The following is a 25,430-nucleotide window of genomic DNA, read 5'->3' on the forward strand; positions in this document are numbered from 1 at the left end:
GCTACTCGCGGGAGCCGTACTCCGGCCCGCCCATCACGGCGTCGGAGGCCTTGACGGAGTTATCGTTCGGTACGGCATCTGCCTGCGAGAATTGGGCAATGCCCAGGATGGTTACGACTCCCAGCGCCACGCCGACGACCGCGCTGCCCAGGGCCGGGCCCAGGGTGCGCTTGTTGAGGGAATCGCTGTCGAATGCCATGGCGCCAGATTCTAGCAGCTAAAAGCTGCCTTTAGGAGTCGCTTTCTTCCGCGTCGTCCTCATCGTCGTTCTCCGGCGGCACGATGAAGACCGGCAGACCGGCGTTGCGCACGATGTACTCCGCCGTGGAATTCGTCCACAGCGAGCGGAAGCCGGTGAGGGCGCGAGTACCGGTGACGATGACGTCGATGTTGAGTTCTTGGGCGGCGTCGACAATCGCGCTCTGAATCGTCGTTACGGATTCCACCAGGTGGGCATGGCCCCGCAGCCCCAAGGTCTCCGCCTTGGCGATGCCCTGGCGGCAGATGGCGAGGGCCTCCTCGTAGGCCGGATCGTCCTCCACGCTGTCCGGCGAGACCGTGGATTGGTGCAGCCCGGTGCGGCTGACGGCGCGGGCAGCCTGGCGCGCGGACGGCTCCCAGGCGGTGAGGATTTCGACGTCGGTGGGGCGCAGGAGCCGCGCGGCGTACTCGAGGGCGCGGTCGGCGCGGTCGGAGCCGTCATAGGCAATGAGCATGGTCTCTCCGTTATTCATGTGGCCATCCTAACAACCAGGTGTTGCCCGTGCGGGTGCTTCAGGCACACTGGTGGGCATGAGAAAAGCAATGCCTGCCCTCCTGTTGAGTGCTAGCTGTGCGCTGAGCGCGTGTAGCGAGGAGCCTGCGCTTTCCGACGCCCCGCCCAGCGAAACCAGTGCCCCGCCCACTAGCGCCGCGTCGGGGGACTCGACACCGCAGGATGCTGCGCCCGAGGACGTCCGCGCCCGCGCCGCCGCCAAACTCATGCCGCCGGCGCTGAACTATGACGATGCCCGCGCGAAGCTGGAAGCCGGCGTGGGCGGGCTCTTTATCCCCAGCTGGGCCGACCCGGAGCTGCTGAGCGATGGCCCGCGGGGAGTGAACGCTTTGCGCGAGGAAATGGGCCGCGACTTCGAGGTCTCCATCGACTTCGAGGGCGGGCGCGTGCAGCGCTTTTCCGAAATCTTGGGCGACTACCCCTCCCCGCAGGCCATGGCGGAGGGCCATAGCCCAGAAGAGGTCGAGGCCCTAGCCACGGAAATCGGGCACAGCCTGCGCGCCCACGGCGTGACGGTGGACTTCGCCCCGGTGCTCGACGTGGATGGGGGAGACCTGGAGGTCGTCGGCGACCGCGCCTTCTCCACCGACCCGGAGGCCGCCGGCGAGTATGGCGCGGCCTTTGCCCGCGGGCTGCAGGCTGCCGGCGTGAAGGCCGTGTTCAAGCACTTCCCCGGCCACGGGCGCGCCTCCGGGGACACGCACCTGGGTGAGGCCGTTACCCCGCCCCTGGAAGAATTGCATGGCCACGAATTCGTGCCTTTCCACACGGCAATCCCGCAAGCTCCGGACGCGGCTCTCATGATGGGGCACCTCGTGGTTCCAGGCCTCGGCGATGAACCCGCTTCCCTCAACCCGCGGGCCTACCAGCTAGCCCGCGAGGAGCTGGGCTTCGAGGGCACGATTTACACCGATGACCTGGGAGGAATGGCTTCTATCTCGGAGAACTTCAGCGTGCCGGAGGCCGTGGCCGCAGCCCTCGAAGCCGGGGCCGATATGCCGCTGTGGTCCACGGACGATGACATCAACGCGGTCATCGACGCGGCCGCCGAAGTCGTGGTCCAGCAGGAGCGCGACTAGTAAAAACTAGCTGGCAGACGTTAATCTCGTACACGTGAAAAAGGCAATCGGACACAGGCAGCAGCGACGCAAGGGACTCCAGGTGACCCTTGGTGTCCTCGTCGGCCTCCTACTCATCGCCGGCATCGCCTATGCGTGGGACGTGATGGCCAACCAGCACAAGGTTCCGCGCGCGACGTCGGTCGGCGGCGTGGACATCTCCCGTATGGAGCGCACCGCTGCGGTGGAGAAGCTGGAGCAGGAACTCGGGGATGTCGCGGCCCAGCCCGTGGATATCCGCGCCGGGGAGAAAAGCTCGCAGCTTATCCCCCAGGACTCCGGCCTGAGCCTGAACTATCAGAAGGCCGTCGATGGCATTCCTGATGCCTCCCTGAACCCCTTCTCGCGCCTGTACAGCTTCATCAAGCCCACCCAGGAGATCCCTGTCGCCGTGGACGTCGATGAGGGCCAGCTTTCCGGGGAGCTCGAGCGCGTTGGCAACGATCTGAAGATCGAGCCGGAGGACGGAAACCTGGAGCTTATCGACGGCTCCCTCAAAGAGACCAAACCCAAGCTCGGCCAGGCGGTGGAAGAGGGAGAGTTGCACGAGGGCGTCGTTAAGCACTGGCTCGACCCCGAGGGCGTAGACGTCGATCCGATGGTGGTGGAGCCACAGATTAATGATGCGGCGATTGAGGCCATGCGCACCGGGGATGCCGCCCGTGCGCTGGATAACCCGCTCACGCTCAAGGGCGAGAATAACACCGCCGGTACGCTGCGCAAACCGGAGATTTCCCAGTTCGTATCCATCGCCGCAGAAGATGGCGAGCTGCGTCTCAAGGTGGATAAAGACCGCGCGCGCGAGCTCTTCCAAGAGCGCATGCAAGGCTCCGAGGTGCCCGGCACCAACGCCAAAATTTCCTTCAGCGGCAACGACAAGCAGATCACGCCCTCGGTGGATGGCTCCATCATCGACTGGGAGAAGACCCTCGAGGGCTTCGAGGACCGTGTGAGCAGCGAGGACGACCGCGAGTGGGACGCCGACTACAAGCCGGACCCCGCGGACTTCACCACGGAGATGGCGGAGAAGGCCACCTTCGATGAGACCGTGTCCGAGTTCTCCACCGGCGGCTTTTCCGGGGCCTCCGGCACCAATATCCGCCTGGTGGCCCAGGAGGTCAACGGTGCCGTGGTCAACCCGGGTGAGACCTTCTCCCTCAACGGCTACACCGGCCCGCGCGGTACCGCGCAGGGCTATGTGGAATCCGGCATCATCATCGACGGCCACGCGGGCAAGGCCGTGGGCGGCGGCATCTCTCAGTTCGCCACCACCTTGTACAACGCGGCCTACTTCGCCGGCATGGAGGACGTGGCACACACCCCGCACTCCTATTACATTTCGCGCTACCCGGCTGGCCGCGAGGCCACCGTGTACGAAGGCGCAATTGACCTGCAGTTTAAGAACACCTCCAACCACCCGGTGCGCATCGAAACCAGCTTTGGTGACGAGATCACCGTGCGCTTCAAGGGCGTGAAGACGGTTGAGGTCGAGTCCATCAACAACGGCCGCTGGGCCAAGACCGAGCCGCAGCGCAAGTCGGTGAGCGAGGACTGCTCGCCGTCGTCTGGCACGCCGGGCTTCACCACCTCGGATACCCGCGTGATCAAGGACCTCTCCGGCAAGGAAATCTCCCGGGAGACCACCACCACGGTCTATGACCCGCAGCCCATCGTTACCTGCGGTTAAGCCATGACCCGGCCGATGCACACCGCGGTGAAGGACCCGGCGGACGTCGATCAGCTGGCCCAGCACCCAGTGAAGTTTGGTCGCGTCGCCGGCCTTTTCGCAGCCCACCGCGGCACGCTGCTTGTGGTGGTAGCGCTCATCATCGCGACGTCTGGGCTGACGGTGGTGCAGCCTTTCTTGGTGCGCCGCACCGTGGACGAGGCCATTCCCAACCACGACACCGCACTGCTGTTGTGGCTGGTGGGCGGCATGCTGGCCATCACCGTGGTCTCTCAGGCCATCGGCGTTATCCAGTCCTTTTTATCCGCGCGGGTGGGGCACACCATCATGCACGAGCTGCGCACGCAGGTCTTTGCCAACCTGCAGCGCCAGTCGCTGCAGTTCTTTACCAATAACCGCGGCGGTGAGATTCAGTCGCGCCTGACCAATGACATCGCGGCGATGCGCGGCATGGTGACCACAACCGCGACATCCGTGGCCAGCAACCTCACCATGACTGTGGCTACGTTGGTGGCGATGGTGGCGCTTTCGCCTACCCTCTCGCTTTTGTCCCTGGTGGTACTGCCACCCGCCGTGTGGCTCACCCGCCGCGCCGCCGTGCTGCGCCGCAGCCTTATGGAGAAAAACAGCCGCGCGCAGGCGACGCTGCAGCAGACCATTTCGGAGAACCTGTCCGTGTCCGGCATGCGCCTGGCGGCCACGCTGGGTGCGCAGGAGCGCGTCTATGACGGCTTTGAGAAAACCTCCCGCTCCCTCATCCGTTTGGAGCTGGAATCGCAGTTGGCCGGGCGCTGGCGCATGGCGCTGACGCAAATCATCTTCGGCGTGATGCCGGCCCTGATTTACCTGGCGGCCGGCTTGCGCCCGGGCATTACGATTGGCACGCTCATCGCCTTTTCCACCCTGCAGACCCAGATCTTCCGTCCCATTACCGGCCTGCTCAACGTGGGCGCGCAGTGGGTAGCGTCGATGGCGCTGTTCAGCCGCATCTTCGAGTACCTGGACTTGGAGCCCGAACTCACGGAGACCACCCAGCCCGCCCAGCTTGCCGACGCCTCCCTCACCCTCCACAACGTCTCCTACCGCTACCCCGGCACCGACACCGACGCGCTTTCCGACGTCTCCCTTTCCATCCCCGCCCACACCACCACCGCGCTAGTGGGGCATACCGGGTCCGGCAAGTCCACGGTGGCCGCACTTTTTGCGCGCCTTGCCGATCCGACCGAAGGCACCGTGCACCTGGGCGGGGTCGACCTGCGCGATATTCCACCTGAGCAGCGCGCGGAGGTCATTGGCGTGGTCTCCCAGGAGACCTACCTGATTCACGGCACGGTGCGGGAGAACCTCCTCTTCGCGCAGCCGAATGCGAGTGAGGAACAGATGTGGGCGGCGCTTAACGCCGCGCGCGTGGACGAGGTCATCGCCGCGCTGCCGGAAGGTCTGGACACAGTGGTGGGCTCGCGCGGCTACCGCTTCTCCGGCGGTGAGCAGCAGCGCCTTTCGCTTGCCCGCACGTTGCTGCGCCAACCACGGGTGCTCATCTTGGATGAGGCCACCTCCGCCCTCGACAACGAGACGGAGCGCGCCATCCAGGAGGCAGTGCTTGGCGCGGATGCTACCCGCTTGGTCATCGCCCACCGCCTGTCCACTATCCGCGATGCCGACCAGATCATCGTCCTCGACGCCGGCCGCGTGGCCGAGCGCGGCACCCACGCTGAGCTGCTGGCCCGCGACGGCGCTTATGCGGCGCTCCTTCGTGCCGCGAAAACTACTGGTGATCGTTCTTAGAGAGCCCCGCCAAGAAACCTAGGGATGTTAGCTTTCTATCTGGAGTTTGTTAAAGACCGAGAAAATATATGGCTTCGGGATTGTCCTGAGGTACCTTCTTGCCGCGCCCCAGTGGTTGCCCATGAAGATTCACGTCTACCTGGCGATATTGACAGTGTTAATGGTTGTGCTGGTGGTTGCATGGCGCTCTTGGTAAGCGTTTCGCAGTGAGATAGTTGCCACCAATGTGCCTGGGCAAGGCTGCTAGAGCCCCCGTAAGGGGGCGGTGAGGTCGATATCACTCAAAGTGGAATGGCAGCTACCAATACCGCAGTTTAACTGCGAATATAATTATTATCTGCGCGGGGGGGGGGGCGATTACTTGAGAGGGCTAGCTGGTTTTATGGGAAGCGGGCATTTGTTCGATATCGCATTTCTTCTTCTAGGTATAGGGTCTAGCTATGTAATCCACAGGCTACCGTTACTTAGGCTAGGGGCCCGGGTAGGTGCCTTACCTTCTTGGGAACGTCGCTCTATGTGGGTGAAAGATTCTTAGCGATGGGCCGGGCCATGGTGTGTAAACCGTGGGGAGTGGATTGCGTACAGCTGATGAGGCGCGGTGTCTCATTACACAACTCATGTAAAGGACCTGTTTCCGTGAACAAGATCTCTCGTACCGCTCGTTCGGTCACTTTCGCAGCAGTCGTAGGCCTCTCCCTGGGGATCTCCGCTCCGGGCGCCCTGGCTCAGGACGATACCGCCGCCGATGCTTCGGCGACTACCACTTCTGAGGCTCCCGCGGACACCTCCGTTAACCCGGCCAACATCGACTTTTCCAAGAAGGGCTCCATCACCCTCTACAAGAAGAAGGGTGCCGAGTCTGGTAATGCAGCTACCGGCCAGGAGATGGAAGGCGTACAGGGTGAGCCGCTCGCTGGTGTGACCTACAAGATCACCAAGCTGAACTACGACCTGCAGAATGGCGACTGGTCTAAGTTCCCGAAGACGGCTGCCGATGCCAAGGGCCACGAGACTGAAGAAACTTTCGAGACGACCACCGGTGACGACGGCAAGGTGGCTTTCGAGAACCTGGATCTTGGCATCTACCTCGTTGAGGAGACCGATGCTCCTGCCGGCATCGTGTCTGGTGCTCCGTTCATCGTGTCGGTGCCGATGGTCAATGAGGCCTCCGATGCGTGGAACTACAATGTCGTGGCCTACCCAAAGAACACCGAGACCAAGACTGAGAAGACCGTCAAGGATGCAGATAAGCACATCCAGGATGGTTACACCTACACCATTAACGCTTACGCCCCGACCTGGGGCGAGGGCAAGAGCCTGACTGCTTTCCGCTTCGAAGACCAGCTGGATAAGCGCCTGGACTTCCAGAAGGTTACCGAGGTCAAGGCTGGCGACACTGTTCTGGAAACCGGTGACTACGAGGTCAACACTCCGGCTGACAACAGCAACAAGCTCATCGTCAAGCTGACTGACCAGGGCCTGACCAAGGTTGAGTCCGGCGACAAGATGTCCCTGACCTTCGAGGTCAAGCGCAAGGAGGTTGGCGACACCACTGAGCTGAAGAACCAGGCTGACGTCATCTTCAACAACCCGAATACCGGTAAAGAGGTCAAGAACAAGACCAACGAGGTCGTGACCTACCACGGCAAGCTGAAGGTTGTGAAGAAGGACGGCAAGGAGGCCGGTAAGGTCCTGCAGGGTGCGGAGTTTGAGCTCTACCGATGTGCCTCCGCGCAGGATAAGCTCGAGAACCCGCTGAGGGTAAACGGTGCGAACAAGTGGACTACCGGCGCTGACGGTACCTTTACAATCGACGGCCTGCACGTCACCGACTTCGAGGACAGCAAGGAGGTTGCTCCGGCAACCAAGAAGTTCTGTCTGAAGGAGACCAAGGCTCCGGCTGGTTATGCACTGCCGGAGAAGAACGTTACCGAGATTGACTTCACCCGCGAGAATATCGCGAAGACTGGTGAGCTCAACGGTGACGACAAGATTACCCTCGTGTCTGAGATCGACAACATCAAGCAGGACACCCCGAACCTGCCGATGACTGGTGGTGCCGGTGTCGGAATCCTGGCCGCTATTGGTGCAGCCATCGTCGCAGCTGGTGCATGGTTCGCTCGCCGTACCGCGCGCAACTAATAGCCGGGCGTAGTTCCGGTGGCGCAGACTGTCCATGGTGGTCTGCGCTGCGGGTCGGGTAGCCAAGGTAGGCAGCCCGACCCAATGAGGGGACTGGACTAGGCGTAGATTCCGGTCCCTATCTTTCTCTTTCGTTGTAATCCCGGTCGCGCTGCGCTAGCGCGTGGGCATTGTTTTGGGTGGTGCGGGTCGTTGACTTCGGTGGTAGGCCAGGAAATGGGCCGGCGGCACAGGCGCCGTGGAGGCTTAGCTCTTCCGGCGGTAATCGTTGTCGTCGGGTTGTTGGTGATGCTGTACCCAGTGGTCTCGACCGCCTGGAACAACTGGAATGCCTCACGGGTGGCGCAAGAGTATGCGCGACTGGACAAAGAGACACCGGCGCAGGTGCAGGACTCCGTATGGGATGCTGCGCATGCGTACAACGAGGAGCAGACTTCGGGTCCGATCTTGGATCCGTGGCTGAACCGTATCGGTGTGGATAATCCCGATTATGAGGCTTACCTGGAACAGTTGGGTGAGACCGAAGCGATGGCTCGCCTTGTCTTCCCAGCCGTAGACGTTGATCTGCCGGTGTTTCATGGCACCGCGGATAAGACACTGCAGCGTGGACTAGGACATTTATATGGCTCTGATTTGCCGGTAGGCGGACCAGGAACTCATTCCGTCATCACGGGGCATACGGGCCTGGCGAATTCAACGATGTTTGATCACCTCGACTCTGCCACCGAGGGAGATGTGTTCTACATCCAGGTTGCTGGCCACAAATTGAAGTACGTCGTCGACAGCATTCAAGTGGTTCTGCCGAGTGAAGTTGATGGCCTACGGCCAGTCGCCGATCAGGACTACGTCACGCTGATTACGTGCACTCCGTACGGGATCAACACGCATCGCTTGCTGGTGCGTGGCCATCAGGTTCCTATGGAGCCGGGGGAGGAGTCGGTATTTGAAGGCTCCCATGGTCCGGGCTGGCAGTGGTGGATGTACGCGCTGTTGGCTGCGGTGATTGTCATTGGGTGTTGGCTGGTGTGGTGGCTGCGTCGCCAGAAGGCGGTTGCTGGAGCACAAGAAGTTATTTATGAGGAAAGTAGCGTGCGGGAGTAAGGCGATGAAGAGGTTGACAAATGCATGGTCGGCCCGAGTGGCTGCCGTCGGAGTAGCGTGTGCGATTGCGTTCGCAGGGCCGGGCGTGGTTGCTGCAGAAGCGGTGCAGGTTGCCGGGCAGCAGTCCACTGGTGCGGAACGCACTTCGGCTACGGATACAGTGACAATTCGGCTGACACAAGGCAATCCCAACGACGATGGCCAGGCGCCCTCGGGAAAAATCCAAGGTGTCACAATTCATCTGGACCGGCTTGCCGGCTTGGACCCGACCAACGCTGACGACGCAGCCCGCGTACGGAACGCGAATCTCGACGAGGTTCGTGATTGGCGCACCGATGTGCACGTGGATCTGGTCACCAATGCCAATGGCGAGGTGACGTTTGATGGTCTAGCTCATGGCTTCTATGTGGTGACGTCTACAGCGCCGGATGATTCTTACCGAGAGATAAACCCGTTTGTGGTGGCGGTTCCATTCCACACGGTGGTAGATAACCCGAAACCAGTACCAGGAGTGATTGTGGCCAAGACCCACAAACCGGGTGAAACGCCGACGCCGCCGACGACCCCCACGGCCCCGACAACCCCGAATACTCCATCGACAACCTCGAGTACTCCGCGGACAACGCCAAAGTTTCCGCCGGTGTTCCCTCCGTTGATTCCCCCGGTTCCACCGACGAAGCCAGGAGAGACTCCGCACGAGCCTGGGACAACGCCACCTAACAACCCGGAATCTGGTACAAACACAACTTCAGATTCCCCGAACCGTTCGCAAGGGAATGGCGGCTCATTGGCAATGACCGGTGCAGAAGTACTCGGTGTGGTTGCCGCAGCGATGGTGTTGATCGCCACTGGTTTCGTGATGATTGCCTTTAGTCGCAGGAAGAATTCAGAAAGCGAGGGACGCTAATGTCCTGGACAGATGCTCACCCGGCCGAGCCGGTAGTGTACCGCTGGCGAGCTTTTGCGGCGTTCATTGCTGCACTGGCTCTCATTGTTGGTGTTGCTGCACCGGCTGCTCTGCCCGGAATCGTTGGTGCCGTCGCCGAAGCACAAACCACGGCTCTGCGCACCGAGCTCGATTCTGCAGACCAGCTGAGCCTGACTGCTGGCGACTCCGCAACATTTGCAGGCCACTTTGTTGACGCCGGAACCGTGGAGGAGTTGGAGTTCACTGTTGAGACTGCAGGACTGGAGTTCGACGGCTCGGCCTACACACTGACTATCGACGGCGAAGTGATCCCCGTCCGCGAAGGAGACAACCTCGTTGTAAAATCAACCAGTTCTTCAGTGACTTTCCGAATCGCTGGCCTTTCTACTGACGTGCCAGCAGGGGCAGCTTTCTCACTGAAGATCCCAGCGGTCGCAGAGGAATCCGAACTGAGCGGGATGTCCGTCGACGTGCGTGGAGTAGCCGAGGAGACTACCAGCACGTCATCACCTGAATCCAGCGAAGCCTTAGAAGCCCCTTCGGAGGTGACTGAGCCGCTTGATATTGCTGACGTTGACGCGGCCCCAGCCCGTCTGATGGCGGCGCCGAACATTACCCCGTACGCTGCAGGCGACCGCACCATCACGATGGTAAACGATGGATACGTGCTCAAGGGAAGCCGCTATATCCCGAACTTTAAGATTCCGGCCGGTGAGCTTTTTGGCGGCCAGCTGTCCATTCCGCAAGGCACGGTGGTTACCCTCAAATCCAGCGTTAACAGTTATTTATCGACTAACCCTGATGACCTGACGATCTATTACACCGGTGCCAACGGAGGTTGGTATGAGGCGAAGGTGACCTACAAAAGGATTAGCGCCAAGGAATACCAAGTCATCCTGCCGCAGATTACTATTGGTGGCACCGCACAGATTCAGTTTAAGGGTGTTCACCGCGGGCCAGCCGATACAGTGTTTACAGCTTCCTTCACCGTTCCTGCGAAAGAGGAGTGCCAAGATCCGGTTAAAAGCAGACAGCCAAAGCGCGATCTCACCCCAGCTGAATTTGCCGACGGTAGCCCTGTCTACGTTGTAACCAGTGAACCTAAGGATCTTCGCCGAGACACTTCCATTCTGAGCCGTCAAGTCAACCAAGGCCGAGACTTTCGCCAGGTGGGAGAGTCCACTCCCTGGGTGTACAATGCTCTAGCCTTTGATTCGAGTGATAACTGGCTCTATGCGGTGAGCCAGAGTCGCGGCCGAAACGGTGATCCTTGCTACCCGGCAGGAAATCTCCTTCAGATCAATCCGGCAACCGGTGAAGTATATAATCTTGGGCCTATTTTAAAGGCCGGAAGTACCGGTACCCCGTTTGAAACGAGCGGCGACCGGGATGTCCTCAACGCTGGCGTGTACACCAGCGAGGGATTCTTTGTGGCCAACACGTCCACTTCTGGTAGCCGTCACCTTTATAAGGTCGACGTCGACAAAGTCACGGCTCAACGCGTGCTAGGAAGCCAGAAGTCCTACTCGGAGGACTGGGCGGTGCTCCCGCAGGCCCAGAAGTATATGTGGGGTTTCCAGAGTAAGGCTCAGGCAGGCGACAAGCTTATCCTTGAACGCATTGACACACAGACCGGCGACATCAGGACCTGGGATCTCACCGGCATCAAGACCTTCGATGGGCGCACGATCTCGAACCCCTCTGCTTCTTGGGGCAAGGCGTGGACCTACTCCAATGGAAACCTGGGTTTTGGCTCGGGTAGTGCGAATGCGAATCAGCTGGGCTTTGAGTTGAAAATCAGTAATCCGGATTCCGGTAGTCCGACGTTCGAGTTGGTCAACATAATGAACAACCTGCCTGCTTCATTTAACACGGACGCGGCCTCCGACCTAGTTCCGCCGCCGCCAGCGCTGCGATCAAACATTGCGGTGAAGAAGCAACGCTCTGAAACCAAAGTAGTAGACGGAGAGGTGCGTACTTTCTGGACAATCTCCGTGGAAAACACCACGGATAACACCAGTTCGGGCGGCACATTCTGGGAATACCTACCAACGGATACTCACTATGGAGTGAACGCTTCCGGTCCCACTGCGAAATTCGAGGGATTTGGAGCAGGATCTACCGAGGTCAACGGTCAAAAGCCCGGGCCTGATCAGATTGCGCCGGGAACTGGTATTTATGCAGGCATGATTGTCCCATCCGGAGCGGACGGTGAGTCCCGATACATGATGGGCTATGTTGGTACTCTTCCAGGGCACGCGAAGGTAGAGTATGTCGTCTCTGCGCCGGTGCGAACAGATGAATACGGGAACCTCAAGACGGTATGTAGTCCGAACAAGGTTGCTTTCCAGGCTACGGACGGGGAGTCTAGCCCGGCTGAAGATGACAACGTCGCTACTGAAGCCTGTTTCAATAAGGTTGCCGTCGACAGCACACCGCAACCTGTTCCTGGTGCAGCGAATGAATATACCGCGAAGTACAACGTCGTAGTTGAGGCACCGGACGCACCTGGCTTCGACACCAACGACGTGATCTACGGCAAGCTCACGGACACCCCGAGGTTTGTTGGTGCTGCCACGGTTACTGGGGCCACTGTGATCTTCAAGGACGAGTTCAACAAGACCAGCCAGCCGCGTGCGTACCAAGGTGCCGGCCCCTTTGAGCTCAACAAGAATGACACTCCGAAGATCATTAAACCCAAGGGTGTTGACGGAAGCACTGGGCAGCACGTCTACGAGGTAACGGTGCGCTTCAAGCTGGATCGTTCAAAACTGGACAGCACCTCTGTACCCGCCGGCTACCCGAGCCAACCTTCAGGAAACACCCGCTGCTACACCAAGGATGGCCTACATGAACCCAACTTTGGCCTCATGAACGAGGCAGAGATGGGCGGTTGGAAAGACACCTCTTGCATCCCGCTGGAGACCAAGCAGATGGATGTCCTGCTTGAAAAGGTTAGCTATGATCCAGCCGCGCCGGACAAGATTCAAACCGACGAGTTGCTCGGTGGCGCGCAGTTCACCGTCCATCGCGGTGATGCTGACGGAAAGCTGAAGCTAAACGCGGATGGCAGCGTCAACACTGATGCTAACCCTGTGGTGAAGCAGTCCACGACCACCACCACGGGCCGTGTGAAGCTCGAAGGTTTGGACGCCCCTGGCGTTTATTACCTCATCGAGACCAAGGCGCCGAACGGCTATAACCTGCTGCCCGCGCCGATCAAGTTCTCCACGGACTGGGATAAGGATGGCAATGCAGTCATCAAGGTGCTCTCTGGAGGGACCGCGATCACCAGTAATAGGTGCGCTGAGTCTGACACCGCTGACAATTGCGTGAAGAAGATCGGCGTCCTTCAGGTCGCTGACATCACCAAGGGTGCGCTGCCCAAGACCGGTGGTGAAGGCGTAGGCCTGTGGGCTCTCGCTGGTGCCGCTATTGTCGCGGCAGGGTGCCTTGCCTTGCGACGTCGCCCGGCATAGAACCAGCGCTTGCAGCTACTTTTAGAAAAGGCCCGCTCTTCCAACAACCAGGGAAGGGCGGGCCTTATTGCATATTCATTGTCGGTTAGGAGTCCTGCGGGTCGTCGTCAAGCACGGCGTCCTTAGCGTTGCTGACATATTTGCGCCACCAGTAGATGAGTAGAAGCATGATGATGGCTGCGGCAGCCAGAATGGCCCACATCCACCACTGCCAGTGCACACCCGAGCTGTTGAATGCGGCCTCGTCTTTCGGATCCATCGGCACTCGGTGGCCGGTGACGAGCAAGCGGTGGGTATTTACGCCGTAGGGAGTACAGGTGATGAGCGTAACGAGGTCTTGGCCCGGTACGCGGTGGAGCGAGCTGGTGTCCGCAGGCTCGACGACCCGAATATCGTGTACCTCGTATTTGAGCTTCTCACCGCCGGCGGCGATGTAGAAAGCATCACCCTTCTTGACCTTGGTGAGATTGTCCCACAGCGTGGCGTTCTGTAGACCTGTGTGGGCAGAGAGTGCTGCGTGCCGGCCCTCGCCGTCGCCTATTCCGCCGACGGGTAGGTCCGTGCCGTAGAGGTGGCCCGCACCGCGGGAGAGTGCCTTCTCCGACGTGCCGTGATAAATAGGCAGATCAGAATCGATGGAAGGGATGACGATGCGGCCCATGGCATCGGTCTCAGACAATACCGACAGGTACTGGCGGTATCGCTGGTACTCGGGGGAGTCTTCGTCATCGGTGGTGGTCCAAGCGTCGTCGATGCTGATCTGGCCCAACCCGGCGTTGTAGGCTTGTGCTTCCTCCCACGCGGTGTGCAGAACCTCAGGCGGGGCTTGTTTTTCGAGCTTCGCGTACTCTTCCGCGGCGCGGGACTGGTTGTAGTTGTTCCATTGCGTGGCTACGACGGGGTAGAGCAGGACGCCAAGGCCGACGAGAATCAGGATCAACGCGATGATGGCGTTGTGGTTGGTGCCTTTTTTCTTGGGTGCGTCGGTGATTCCCGCTGGTTCGTTCTTGCCCATTGTGTCCTGCCTGTGTGGAGTCTGTTGCCGCGCACCCTTGAGTTGACGTGGGGCGCTTGAAGAGATTTTTAGAAGCTCAGACTAGGGAAGGTGCAGTCCTGAGAGAAACCATATCTGTTCCTAGTCGCCGATAACGAAACACAGAGCTTCATACTGATTCAGAATGGCCTCATCGATAGTTAGGATTTGATCTATCGCACGAAGTTCGCGGAGTTCATCGATTGTGCGGGGCGCAAGATCTTGAAGTATATGCTCACGCTCAGAGCGAAGCTCCGCTGTGGTTTTCGGCGTGAAGATAGGGGCTGTCATGGTCCATCCTGCAGGTATGAAATTAGTCCATGAGCTGGAAAGATAAGTGGAGCCGACGACGGGAATCGAACCCGCGCCAGCAGCTTGGGAAGCTGCAGTTCTACCATTAAACTACGTCGGCGCAATGCAGATTGTGCATCGCTGTAAAGCTTAGCACCGCCGCCGTCCGAGGCCATAAAAGGCCCAGTGGGGAGGTAGACTATCAACCGTGCTTCTTTCTGATCGTGATATCCGTGCCGCCATCGCCGCTGATGCTCCCGAGCGTTTGAGCATCGAGCCTTTCGACGCCGAGATGGTCCAGCCTTCCTCCATCGATGTGCGCTTGGACAAGTTCTTCCGCGTGTTCAATAACTCGCGCTACACGCATATCGACCCCAAGCAGGAGATGCCGGACCTCACCAGCGAGGTGGAGGTGGCTGAGGGCGATGCCTTCGTCCTGCACCCCGGCGAATTCGTGCTGGGCGCCACGCTGGAGAAGTTCACTTTGCCGGCCAACCTGGCAGGCCGCCTGGAGGGCAAGTCTTCCCTGGGGCGACTGGGCCTGCTAACGCACTCCACGGCGGGCTTCATCGATCCGGGCTTCTCCGGGCACATCACGCTCGAGCTGTCTAACACCGCGAACCTGCCCATTTCACTGTGGCCGGGGATGAAGGTGGGCCAGTTGGCAATCTTTAAGATGTCCTCGCCGGCGGAGGCGCCGTACGGCTCCGGCGCTCTGGGCTCGAAGTACCAAGGCCAGCGCGGGCCAACACCGTCGAAGTCCTATCTGAACTTCCGCTAAACATTCTGCACCTCGTCGGGCAAGCCGGCACAGGAGCGCCTAAAATAGCCGGTTATGCGTATGACTGTTATTGGTACCGGCTACCTAGGTGCGACACACGCCGCCTGTATGGCGGAGCTCGGCCACGAGGTACTCGGTGTAGATGTTGATGAAAAGAAAATTGAAGCCTTAAAGGGCGGCCGCGTGCCGTTCTACGAGCCTGGCCTGCCGGAGGTACTCGAGCGCAACATCGAGGCCGGCCGTTTGGATTTTTCCACCAGCTATGATGACGCCGCGGAATTCGCCAACGTGCATTTCCTCGGTGTCGGCACCCCGCAGGCCCACGGCTCCTATGCCGCGGATCTCACCTACGTGGAGTCCGTCATCACGGAGCTCGTGCCGCGTCTCAAGGGCGAGCACATCATCTTCGGCAAATCCACCGTCCCGGTAGGCACCGCGGCGCGGTTGCAGGAGATGGCCGATGAACTGGCCCCAGAGGGCACCAGCGTGGAGATTGCCTGGAACCCGGAGTTCTTGCGTGAGGGCTACGCCGTCAAGGACACCATCACCCCGGACCGCATCGTCCTCGGCGTTGGCGAACTCGCCGAAAGTCGAGCCGAAGAAATCGCCCGCGAGGTCTATGCCCAGCCGCTGGCACAGAACACCCCGTTCATCGTGACCGACTTGCAGACCGCAGAGCTGGTCAAGGTCTCAGCCAACGCCTTCCTGGCCACCAAGATTTCCTTCATCAACGCCGTGTCTGAAATCTGCGAGATTGCTGGTGCGGACGTGGTCAAGCTTGCCGACGCCATCGGCTACGACGAGCGCATCGGCCGCAAGTTCCTCGGTGCGGGCTTGGGCTTCGGCGGCGGCTGCCTGCCCAAGGACATCCGCGCCTTCATGGCACGCGCCGGCGAGCTGGGTGCCGACCAGGCCCTGACCTTCCTCCGCGAGGTCGACGCCATCAACATGCGCCGCCGCGACCGCGTCGTGGACCTGGCCAAGCAGGCTTTCGACGGCTCCCTCCTCGGCCACCGCGTTACTGTGCTGGGTTGCGCTTTCAAGCCCAACTCCGATGACGTCCGCGATTCGCCAGCGCTCTCCGTGGCCGGTTCGCTCTCCCTGGCGGGAGCCGCCGTCACGGTCTATGACCCGCAAGGTATGGAGAACGCCAAGAAGGTGTTCCCGACGCTGAACTACGCGGCGTCGGCAAGCGCGGCACTCAAGGACACCGAACTGGTCATTCTCGCCACCGAGTGGCAGGAATTCCGCGACCTCGACCCGGCTGAGGCCGGCGAGCTCGTGGCCCGCCGCCACATCATCGATGGCCGCAACGTGCTCAGCGTCGATGCTTGGCGCGCCGCGGGCTGGACCGTCGAGGCGCTTGGTCGCGTCCTTCCGGCACAGTAAACGCCGCAATCGCGGTGGTCAGTGGCACCGCTAGTGTCAAGGCCATCGCGCCCAGCAGGGAACGCAGAACCTCCGTGGCGACGAGGTCGCTGGAGAGGATCTGCAGGGCTGGGCGCTGCGCCGCCGTGATGAGCATGAGCAGGGGAAGGGCCGCGCCGGTATAGGTCAGCACGATGGTGTACACCATGGACGCGATATGGTCGCGGCCTACCTTCATGGCTGCCATGAAAAGCGCACCGGGTCCGGTTGTGGGGTCGGCGGCGTGGAGCTCGCGCACGGTGGAGGCCTGCGCCACCGCGATATCGTTGAGGCTGCCGAGCGCACCGATGATGAACCCACACAGCAGCACGCCCACGACGGAAACCCCCGGCATGTAGAGCAGCAGCTTGAGGTTATCCTCCGAGCTTGACCCCGTCAGCGCCGTGCTGCTTATCGACGCCCACCCCAACGCCCCCGACAACGCTAGCGCCACCAATGCGCCTCCCAGGGCGGAGGCTGATTTCCAGTTCACGCCGTGCACGAGAGGAACGGCGAGGAAAAGGATGGCCGCGCAGGTCACGAGCGCTAGTGGCAGCGCCGAATGGCCCTCAATGAGAGAGGGGATGAGGTAGAAGAAGACGATTGCCAAGCTGATTACAAGACCCACCAATGCGCGCAGTCCGTGCCAAGCGGCGAAGCCGACGATGACAAGGGCCGCGATGATAGCCCACAACGCAAGGTTTCCATTGCGCTGAAAATCAGCGAAGGCATAGGTGCCGTCGCTGGAAACTGTCAGAATTACCTCGTCACCGGGGTGGAGGGTCGGGTCACTGGCCACGCCATAGAATACGAGCTGCGTCTTGCGGCCTGCGTCTGCGCCGGAGGTCAGGTCAATGAGGGCGCGGGAGCAGGAGGTGTCGTCGCCCTCGGCGGGGATGAGCGGGGCTTCGTCGAAAGCCCGGCCGGCATGGGGATCGCTGCAAAGATGATGATCGATGCGGTCGACGGTTCCGGTCACCTGTGGCTGATTGAGCGCATAGGTAGCGAAGAAATCGGCGCTGGTGTGCTCGGATGGCGGGGTGGTGGGGCGTAGTAGAAACAAACCCGCAAGCGTTATCAGGGCGGAGAGGCTAAGAAAACTGATGAGCCCAGTACGCCACGGATTCAGGTTAGTCATGCCTATCATTGTGAATGAGTTTCATTAAAAAGAAAACTAATGATGACACGATCAACAAGTTATCCACAGGCTGGCGGCGGCGCCGTTGTGCGGTGCGGGTGGGGCGTTTAGCGTTGCTGGCATGAACCTTGTGGAAGCGCATCTTCGCAGCCAGGCGGCGGGCATCGAGCTCGTCGCCGGCGTTGCGGGGCTCAGCTTCGAGCAGCTTCGGGTGTGGGGTCCGGAGTCTGCGGCACGCTCTCTGCTGGCGCTTTTCGACGTCTACTTTGCCTCCACCTCCTTCACCCGCAAACAGGCGCGTGCCGTTTCGGCCGCCCGTGCCAATGGGCACGACCTGCCCACGCTGTTGCTCATTGAGCGCTTCGCAGGAAGGCTGAAGAAACAGCACCAGGCGTGGGATCTGCGCATTGAGCTGTGCGGAATCGCTGGCGATGAGAAGGCCGTGGCCCGCTATGCGCGCAAGCGCATTCGCGAGCTCAGCCCGCCGCCCGCGCCGAAGCCGGGAGTGACAATTCGCCGTGGCAAGGAGCTGTCGAAGCTCACGCTCACAGCCCCGGCCGCGCTCATCGAGGACCTGCGCCCCAATATCGATGAGGAGGATCCGGTGGGGTCCTTCACTGCGGCATTTCGCGAGGGACGTCTCGCCCGCCCCGTGGCCCAGACCCTCGCCGTCATGGAGCTTCCCGAATACGCCACAATCCTTGGCCGCTTGGGCGACCCGTCCACCCCGCGCCCCGACTCCGCCGCGCCCGCTGCTGACGGCACGCCTCCTACCCAGCCCGCCACCACATCTACCCTGCGCCCCGACTCCACGGGTGCCATGCCTCCCACCAAGTCCGCCGCCGCGTCTAGTGCTTCTGACGAGCCTGCCAGCGATGAGACATTCGGGCACGACATCAGCGACCCCGCGGCGCCGGACCTCGGGGATATCGTGATTCAGCTCTCCAACGGCGCGAAAATCACCGGCCAAGAGCTCATCGAGCGGGAGCTCGCCGAAGAAGGCCTCGTCATGCTTGTCGACCGCGTCAAAGGCCCCGTGGAACTCCACCGCACCCAGCGCGTTGCCTCGGAAAAGCAGCGCATCATGGCCAGCGGTGAGCAACCTACCTGTGCCTGGGACCGGTGCCTGTGCGGCGCCGATTACTCTCAGATACACCACATCACAGAATGGCGAAAAGGCGGCGAAACGAACCCCGAAAACCTCACCCCGCTGTGCAAGTACCACAACGCCATCAATGGCTTGCCGGGTCGGGGCCGCATCGTGCGCGAAGACGGCAAAATTAAATGGGTGCCGGCTGGGCCCCGCGATCCGCGGGAACCGGCGCATCCGCACCGCGCGCCGCGCGCCCAGCGCATCCGCGAAAACCGTCAAGAAACAGTAAGCACCGTTGCGAGCCCTAGCACAAGCCGTCGCGCCCAGACCGCAAAGCCGGCCGAATCACGGACATCCACACGTTCCGAGCCGGGAAGCCCCGCCCCGCCGGACTGATAACACCGGCCGGTGAGGGATTCTGCATGCACGTTTGTGTTGTGCTTTCTTTGCGCCGTGGGCCCTATCGCGCGAAGTTCAGGTATCGGCTGTGCTACTGGCGGTAGCTCACCAGGAAGTTGCCGAGTCGCTCAATCGCGTTCTCCAGCTGCGAGGCCCACGGCAGCGTGACCACGCGGAAATGATCCGGCGTGGGCCAGTTAAAGCCGGTGCCTTGCACCATGAGGATTTTCTCGGCGCGCAGGATGTCGAGCATGAGCTTCGAGTCATCGTGAATCTCATAGACCTCTGGGTCCAAGCGCGGGAAGCAGTACAGCGCGCCCATCGGTTTCACCACGGACACGCCGGGAATCTCGTTGAGCTTCTCGTAGGCAATGTTGCGCTGTTTGAGCAAGCGCCCGCCCTCACCGGTGAGTTCATAAATGGACTGTCTTCCGCCCAGCGCGACCTGAATCGCGTGCTGCGCCGGCACATTCGGGCACAGGCGCGTGCCCGCCAACAAATCCAAGCCCTCGATGAAACCACGCGCATGGGACTTCGGGCCTGTCAGCACCATCCAACCGGCACGGTAGCCGGCCACGCGGTAGGCCTTCGACAAGCCGTTAAACGTAATCGTCAGCAAATCCGGCGCCAGCGAGGCAATCGAAATGTGCTTCGCACCGTCATACAGAATGCGGTCATAAATCTCATCCGCCAGAATCAGCAGGTTATACTCGCGCGCCACATCCACGATTTTCTGCAGGGTCTCACGCGAGTACACGGCACCCGTCGGGTTATTCGGATTAATGACCACAATGGCCTTGGTCTTCTCCGTTACTTTCGCGCGAATATCTTCAATGGACGGATTCCAATCATCCTCCTCATCGCACAAATAGTGCACCGGCGTGCCACCCGCCAGCGACGTCGCCGCCGTCCACAGGGGGTAGTCAGGGGCGGGGATGAGAACCTCGTCGCCGTCGTCAAGCAGCGCCTGTGTCACCATCGAAATCAGCTCGGAGACGCCGTTGCCCAAGTACACGTCATTGACGTCGAAGCTGGGGAAATCCTCCAGCTCATAGCGGGTCACAATCGCGCGCCGCGCCGGGATAATACCCTTCGACGTGGAGTAGCCCTGCGAGGTCGGCAGCGCCGCAATCATGTCGCGCATGATGACATCCGGCGCATCGAAACCAAACACCGCTGGGTTGCCGGTGTTGAGCTTCAGAATGTTGTGCCCGTCGAGCTCCATGCGCTCGGCTTCCGTGGAAACCTCGCCGCGAATATCGTAGGCAACGCCCTGTAGTTTGGTGGATTGATCAAAAATCCGGTTGTGAGTCATGCCGGATATGTTACTTCTGGTTCCACTCTTTCAGCTTGCGTTTGGCAAGATTCATCGCATCCCCGGTAATTTCACTTGCTTGGCGACGCCTCTCCGCCCACTGCGCCTGCTCCAACGCCCGCATCTGCGCGCGTTCTTCGGCGCCGGCGGCCTTGAGCTCGCGCATGCGCTGGCGCTCAATCTGCCGCGCTGAGGGCTGGTGCCAAGACTCCGGGCCCACCTTGGCCACGTACAGCATGATCCACAACGCGGGGATGAGGAAAAGTAGGCCGGTGCCGGTGAGTGCGGCGGTGGCGCCGGACAGGGTGCCGAAGGATGCGATCGCTCCGAAAAGGAGCCCGAGGGAGCCAACCAGTGCGGTGGCCAAGCGGGGTTTCCGGGTTGACTGGTAGGCGCGCGCGACGTCGCCCTGGGAGTAAATCTTCAGCTCGCTGCTGGCCTTGGTGGGGATATCCATGAAGACTTCTGCCAGCTCGCGGCGGGTAGTGGCGCGCATGACGGCGTCGGTGCGGTCCTCAAACTCATCCATGGTCAGGCGGCCTTCACCCAAGGCCTGGGCGAGGTCGTTGACGGCGTCGGTCCGTTCGGCGTCGGAAAGCCGCATGCTGAAGGGATTAGTCACGCCCTATATTCTATCAGCCCTTTTCTTCCGCCTTTTCGCGCACGAGGCCGGAGAGGAACGGGAAGATTGCGACGGTGAGGGCACCGCCGGCGATGAAGATCGAGGCCATTTCTGTATCGACGATGCCCGAACCCACCGCAAGCGTCATCACCGCCACGATGATGGGCAGGCCGGTCGCCGCGTAAAGGGCCACCTGGATGCGCTCGCGGGTGGTTTCGACGTCGGAGCCGGTCTGGTGGATGTTCTCGCGCAGGAACACCGGCAGGCCGCGGGTGACCAAGATGAGCAGCGGAATGCCGAGGACCTTGAGGGGTTCGTCCACGATGACTTTCCAGTCAATCGCCATGCCAGAGACCACGAAGAAGACGGGGATGAGCATGGAATAAAACACCACGTCGAGGCGGTTCTCCAAGCCCTTATGAAACTCGTCGGGCACGATGCGGTTCAAGATGATGCCCGCCGCGAAGGCACCCAGCACGATATCGAGCTCAAAGACCGCCGTGACCGCCATGAGAATCGCCAGAATCAAAATGATGAGGCGCATGATGGTTTGGTTAGTGGAGCCCGCCCCGGAGATGAATGCTTCCTTGAACCACGGCATGAGGGTGGTTATGGCAAAAGGCATGACAGCGACAGCCACGGCAATCGCGATGAAAGCGAGAAGAATCAGCATCGTTGCCCAGGTGGAGCGCGTTCCCAAAAGGAGCGCCATCGCGGTAATCGGCGCGACCTCACCGATGGCGCCGTGGATGACCACGGAATCGCCTACCCGCGTGCCAAGCAGCTTGTCCTGTTTGAGCATCGGCGTGATGGTGCCCAGGGCCGTCGACGTCAAAGCAATTGCCATGACGATGGCGCCGGGGATGTCGTCCATGAGGAAGTAGGCACCAACACCACACACCACCATGCAGATGAGCCAGGTGGAGAGCCCCGTCGCGGCTTCTTTCGACTTCAGGGTGGCGAGGTCAATTTCAAAGCCCGCAAGCAGGAACAGCGCGCCAACGCCGAGTTCCTTGAGCATCCCGATGCCGGGGTCCTCATTTGCTAGGTCCAACATCGATGGGCCGATGAGCATGCCGAAGAAAATCAGCAGCGCCACGGCCGGCATCTTCTTGCCCAGGGCATGAGACACCAACGGCGCCAGCAGCGCCACCGCCATAATCCATGCGAAGGACACCAGCGAGTTGGTGTAGTTGGTCTCGCCCGAGGCGAGGACGTAGGTCACGTCAGATTGCATGGAGTAGAGCGTACCTGTGCGATATAAAGCTCGCCTACCCTGCGCGGCGGTGGTGTGGCGGACGTCGCACTAGTCCTCGCTTTCCGACGCCCCCGGAGCCTTCGGCGGGGTAGTTGGCGCGGACGGGGCCTGCGGTACGGACCCCGTGTTTGGCGCACTCGGCGCCGCTGGAGCGCTGGGCGTAGGCGGTGCTGAAGGGGCGGCTGGTGCCTGAGGCGTCGTTGGCGTGCTCGGGGCGGCGGGAACGCTTGGTGCTGCGGGCGCTTGCGGTGCGTTTGGTGCAGCGGGAGCACCGGGAACGTTTGACGCTGGGGCCGCCGGTGCACCGGGAGTGCTTGGCGTTGTTGCAGCCTTGGGTGCCGCCGGTGCAGTCGGTACAGCTGCAGCGTTTGGCGTGCCTGGTGCCGCAGGAGCGCTGGGCGTAGGCGGTGCTGAAGGGGCGGCTGGTGCCTGCGGTACAGAGGCTGCGTTCGGTGCCGGAGTGTGTGCAGATGGAGCTGCGGGTGCGTCTGGCACGGACGGTGCGGTAGGTGCTTTGGGAGCACTCGGCGCTGTAGGAGCGGTTGGAGCTCCTGCGACATGTGGCGCAGCTGGGGCCTGCGGTGCACTGGGATCCGTTGGAGCAGATGGACTCTGTGGTGCACTGGGAGCAGAGGGCGCTTGTGGCGCAGATGGAGTCGAGGGTGCTGCAGGCGTGTTCGGCGCGCTGGGGGCAGTCGGCGTTGATGGTGCCTGCGGTGCAGCGGATGGAGCCGTTGGCGCGCTCGGCGCGGCAGGTGCTTGCGGTGCGCTCGGCGCGGCAGGAGGCGTTGACGCTGCCTGTGGTGCGCTGGGCGCGGCGGGTGCTTGCGGTGCGCTCGGCGCAGACGGAGCTGCGGGCGCGCTGGGGGCAGTCGGAGGTGTCGGCGCCGCAGACGTACTTGGTGCAGCGGTGGGGGCCTGCGGAGAGCTTGTTGGGGCAGATTCCGCAGCGAGTGTTTCCGGGGAAGGCGCGGTGGAATCTTCCACGGGCAGGCGGCGGGGAGTATCGAGGAAGGCCTTCTCGCGCGCGGCGGGAAGGTCGCCGGAGGGGGCAATGGCGTCGCGAAGCATGAGCGCCACATCGCTGACCTGTGTCTGCGGCGCGATGGACTTCACGCCACCCGTCAGCATGACGTTGCAGAACGGGCAGCCCGTCGCAATCTGCTCGGCACCGGTCGCCACGGCCTGCTCCGAGCGGAACTCGTTAACCCGTCGCCCCAAGTTTTCTTCCATGAACATGCGCGCACCACCGGCGCCGCAGCAGAAGGCCTCATCGCGGTTGTGGTCCATCTCCGCAAGCGAAGCACCGGTCGCCTCGACGAGTTCACGCGGCGGGTCGAAGACCTTGTTGTGGCGACCCAGGAAACACGGGTCGTGATACGTGACGGGACGGCGATTCTCCGGGGAACGCGGCACAGGAACGAGCAGCTTCTCCCGCACCAAACGGTTAAGCAGCTGCGTGTGGTGCAAAACATCGAAGTGGCCGTCGAAATCCGGGTACTCGTTGCGAATCGTGTTGAAGCAGTGCGGGCACGTCGTGATGATTTTGCGCTGGCCTTTGGGGACGCCGGCGAAGGCGTCGTTAAGCGTGGCAACATTCTGCTCCGCCATCACCTGGAACAGGAACTCATTGCCAGCACGGCGCGCCGGGTCACCGGTACAGGTCTCGCCCGTAGCCAACACACCGAATTTCACGCCCGCAGTGTGCAGCATGTCCACCACCGCGCGCGTCGTGGTGCGGCCCTTGTCGTCGTAGGCACCTGCACAACCGACCCAGAACAGGTACTCCAGGTCCGAAAAATCTTCCGCGTCCTCGCCGATGATCGGCACCTCAATGCCATCGGCACGCGCCTCATCGATCCACGCGCGGCGCTCCGAAGCGTTGCGCCCCCACGGGTTGCCCTTCGTCTCCATGTTCTTAAACAGCCCGGTCAGCTCCGACGGGAAGTCGGACTCCGCCAGTACCTTGAAGCGACGCAGGTCCGCCACGTGGTCGATGTGCTCGATGTCCACCGGGCACTGGTCCACGCACGCACCGCAGTTCGTGCAGGACCACAGGACGTCATCATCAATCGTGCCCGCCATCGCCAGCACGTTGAGCCCCTCGTGCGGGTTGTAATTATCCAGCGCGCTCTGGCGCAGGTCCATCATGAGCTTCTTCGGGCTCAGCGGCTTCTCGGTGTTCCATGCGGGGCACAGGTCCTGGCAGCGGCCGCATTCGGTGCAGGAGGAGGCGTCGAGAAGCATCTTCCAGCTTCCCGGTTCGAGGTCCTCCAAGTCCGGCGTGGGGAGAGCGCCCAGCGCCTTCTCGCCGTCGGCGTTGCGCTGGAAGAAGATGTTGAAGAACGCCAGGAAGCGGTGCCACATCACGCCCCACTGGAAATAGTGGGCGATGCACGCGATGAACACCAGGCCCGTCAGCAGCTTCACCAGGGCAAAGAATTGCACCATGCTTGGCGACGCCGGCAGCACCCCCGCCACACGCATCGTCAAGAAATCAGCCCACGGCGACCCACCGCCGTAGGTGGCGATGGCGGCGGCCTTGACGGCGAGCATACCGAGGCCTTCGAGGAAGACGATGGCCTCCACCAAGCGTGCGGGGAAGACCTGCGAATTATAGAAGCGGCTGCCGCGCTCGGTGTGGCCGAGTTTCAGGCGCACGCCAATGAGGAAGCAGATGCCCAGCACGGTGCCGATGGCGAGGACCTCTTCGATGAAGTGGTAGACCGGCCAGTCGCTGAGCCACGGCCAGCCTTTATCGGGCGCGAAGGTTTGGATATAGGCCTCGAACCACACGATGGCGCCGAAGAGGAAGCCCACCATGACGAGCCAGTGCGCGGCGTTGACCAGAGGGCGGCCTTTGAAGTGGGTATGGCCGAAGACTTCGATGAGCACGCGGCCAAGGCGCGCCAGGGGCCGGTCGGTACGGTTCAGCTGCGTGGGCCCGCCGGAGCGGATGAACCGAAACAGCGCCGTGAGGCGGTAGAAAAAGTACAGCCACACCGGGACTGATGCGGCGATGGCAACCCAGCCGAACATGCGCGCTCCTTTAATTGCTGCTGTGCGTGCCTCCTA

Annotated in this window: 18 protein-coding genes and 1 tRNA gene; 10 read left to right on the plus strand and 9 right to left on the minus strand. The window is 61.5% G+C overall.

Annotation, left to right across the window (positions count from 1 at the left end):
• Window position 1 precedes the first annotated feature (1 nt).
• Together HMPREF2807_RS05230 and HMPREF2807_RS05235 are read right to left on the minus strand one after the other, a co-directional pair.
• Window positions 2-199 carry a DUF2613 domain-containing protein gene (locus tag HMPREF2807_RS05230; protein WP_010188604.1) on the minus strand — a complete coding sequence of 66 codons (198 nt, stop codon included), beginning with the start codon at window positions 197-199 and terminating at the stop codon, window positions 2-4.
• Between the two features lie 31 nt (window positions 200-230).
• Window positions 231-734 carry a universal stress protein gene (locus HMPREF2807_RS05235; protein ID WP_070510956.1) on the minus strand — a complete coding sequence of 168 codons (504 nt, stop codon included), beginning with the start codon at window positions 732-734 and terminating at the stop codon, window positions 231-233.
• A gap of 58 nt (window positions 735-792) precedes the next feature.
• On the opposite strand from HMPREF2807_RS05235, the gene HMPREF2807_RS05240 reads away from it, so the two are divergent.
• The 7 genes from HMPREF2807_RS05240 (at window position 793) to HMPREF2807_RS05265 (ending at window position 13,018) form a co-directional block, all read left to right on the plus strand.
• A complete protein-coding gene (locus HMPREF2807_RS05240) occupies window positions 793-1,854 on the plus strand; it encodes a glycoside hydrolase family 3 N-terminal domain-containing protein (protein WP_070510958.1) in 1,062 nt (353 codons plus the stop codon).
• Window positions 1,855-1,888: 34 nt separating this feature from the next.
• The gene (locus HMPREF2807_RS05245; RefSeq protein ID WP_198531377.1) at window positions 1,889-3,580 is read left to right on the plus strand and encodes a VanW family protein; all 1,692 of its coding nucleotides are present in this window, start codon (window positions 1,889-1,891) and stop codon (window positions 3,578-3,580) included.
• Between the two features lie 3 nt (window positions 3,581-3,583).
• A complete protein-coding gene (locus HMPREF2807_RS05250) occupies window positions 3,584-5,368 on the plus strand; it encodes an ABC transporter ATP-binding protein (protein ID WP_070510963.1) in 1,785 nt (594 codons plus the stop codon).
• Window positions 5,369-6,004: 636 nt separating this feature from the next.
• Complete coding sequence (locus HMPREF2807_RS05255; protein ID WP_070510965.1) at window positions 6,005-7,510, plus strand: SpaH/EbpB family LPXTG-anchored major pilin; 1,506 nt, start codon at window positions 6,005-6,007, stop codon at window positions 7,508-7,510.
• 216 nt (window positions 7,511-7,726) lie between these two features.
• Window positions 7,727-8,611, plus strand: coding sequence for a class C sortase (locus tag HMPREF2807_RS05260; protein WP_070510967.1), 885 nt, complete (start codon window positions 7,727-7,729; stop codon window positions 8,609-8,611).
• 4 nt (window positions 8,612-8,615) lie between these two features.
• Entirely contained in the window at window positions 8,616-9,518 is a 903-nt protein-coding gene (locus tag HMPREF2807_RS13480) for an isopeptide-forming domain-containing protein (protein WP_083306685.1), read from the plus strand.
• A complete protein-coding gene (locus tag HMPREF2807_RS05265) occupies window positions 9,518-13,018 on the plus strand; it encodes a prealbumin-like fold domain-containing protein (protein WP_070510969.1) in 3,501 nt (1,166 codons plus the stop codon). Before HMPREF2807_RS13480 ends, HMPREF2807_RS05265 begins: the two co-directional genes overlap by 1 nt.
• Window positions 13,019-13,103: 85 nt before the next feature.
• Here HMPREF2807_RS05265 and HMPREF2807_RS05270 read toward each other — a convergent pair whose 3' ends face one another.
• Complete coding sequence (locus tag HMPREF2807_RS05270; RefSeq protein ID WP_070510971.1) at window positions 13,104-14,033, minus strand: class C sortase; 930 nt, start codon at window positions 14,031-14,033, stop codon at window positions 13,104-13,106.
• Between the two features lie 356 nt (window positions 14,034-14,389).
• Window positions 14,390-14,463: transfer RNA gene (locus HMPREF2807_RS05280), tRNA-Gly, on the minus strand.
• A gap of 87 nt (window positions 14,464-14,550) precedes the next feature.
• Here HMPREF2807_RS05280 and dcd point away from each other — a divergent pair.
• Together dcd and HMPREF2807_RS05290 are read left to right on the plus strand one after the other, a co-directional pair.
• Window positions 14,551-15,123, plus strand: coding sequence for a dCTP deaminase (gene dcd, locus HMPREF2807_RS05285; RefSeq protein WP_046645898.1), 573 nt, complete (start codon window positions 14,551-14,553; stop codon window positions 15,121-15,123).
• A 54-nt stretch (window positions 15,124-15,177) separates the two neighbouring features.
• A complete protein-coding gene (locus tag HMPREF2807_RS05290; protein WP_070510973.1) occupies window positions 15,178-16,512 on the plus strand; it encodes a UDP-glucose dehydrogenase family protein in 1,335 nt (444 codons plus the stop codon).
• On the opposite strand, the gene HMPREF2807_RS05295 is transcribed toward HMPREF2807_RS05290, so the two are convergent.
• The gene (locus tag HMPREF2807_RS05295; protein ID WP_070510975.1) at window positions 16,442-17,668 is read right to left on the minus strand and encodes a YibE/F family protein; all 1,227 of its coding nucleotides are present in this window, start codon (window positions 17,666-17,668) and stop codon (window positions 16,442-16,444) included. The genes HMPREF2807_RS05290 and HMPREF2807_RS05295 overlap by 71 nt on opposite strands.
• A 121-nt stretch (window positions 17,669-17,789) precedes the next feature.
• On the opposite strand from HMPREF2807_RS05295, the gene HMPREF2807_RS05300 reads away from it, so the two are divergent.
• Window positions 17,790-19,157 (plus strand): HNH endonuclease signature motif containing protein, encoded by a 1,368-nt coding sequence (locus HMPREF2807_RS05300; RefSeq protein ID WP_070510978.1) that lies wholly within the window; start codon window positions 17,790-17,792, stop codon window positions 19,155-19,157.
• 94 nt (window positions 19,158-19,251) lie between these two features.
• On the opposite strand, the gene HMPREF2807_RS05305 is transcribed toward HMPREF2807_RS05300, so the two are convergent.
• From HMPREF2807_RS05305 to HMPREF2807_RS05320, 4 genes are all read right to left on the minus strand, one after another.
• Window positions 19,252-20,475 carry a pyridoxal phosphate-dependent aminotransferase gene (locus HMPREF2807_RS05305; protein WP_070510980.1) on the minus strand — a complete coding sequence of 408 codons (1,224 nt, stop codon included), beginning with the start codon at window positions 20,473-20,475 and terminating at the stop codon, window positions 19,252-19,254.
• 10 nt (window positions 20,476-20,485) lie between these two features.
• Window positions 20,486-21,097, minus strand: a complete 612-nt coding sequence (locus HMPREF2807_RS05310; protein WP_232751631.1) for a DUF1707 SHOCT-like domain-containing protein — start codon at window positions 21,095-21,097, stop codon at window positions 20,486-20,488.
• Window positions 21,098-21,110: 13 nt separating this feature from the next.
• Window positions 21,111-22,334: a cation:proton antiporter gene (locus HMPREF2807_RS05315; protein ID WP_070510984.1), complete on the minus strand. Its 1,224-nt coding sequence runs from the start codon at window positions 22,332-22,334 to the stop codon at window positions 21,111-21,113.
• Between the two features lie 69 nt (window positions 22,335-22,403).
• The gene (locus HMPREF2807_RS05320; protein ID WP_070510986.1) at window positions 22,404-25,394 is read right to left on the minus strand and encodes a (Fe-S)-binding protein; all 2,991 of its coding nucleotides are present in this window, start codon (window positions 25,392-25,394) and stop codon (window positions 22,404-22,406) included.
• Window positions 25,395-25,430 lie beyond the last annotated feature (36 nt).

The organism is Corynebacterium sp. HMSC074A09 (genome assembly GCF_001811545.1).
Taxonomy (GTDB): domain Bacteria; phylum Actinomycetota; class Actinomycetes; order Mycobacteriales; family Mycobacteriaceae; genus Corynebacterium; species Corynebacterium hiratae.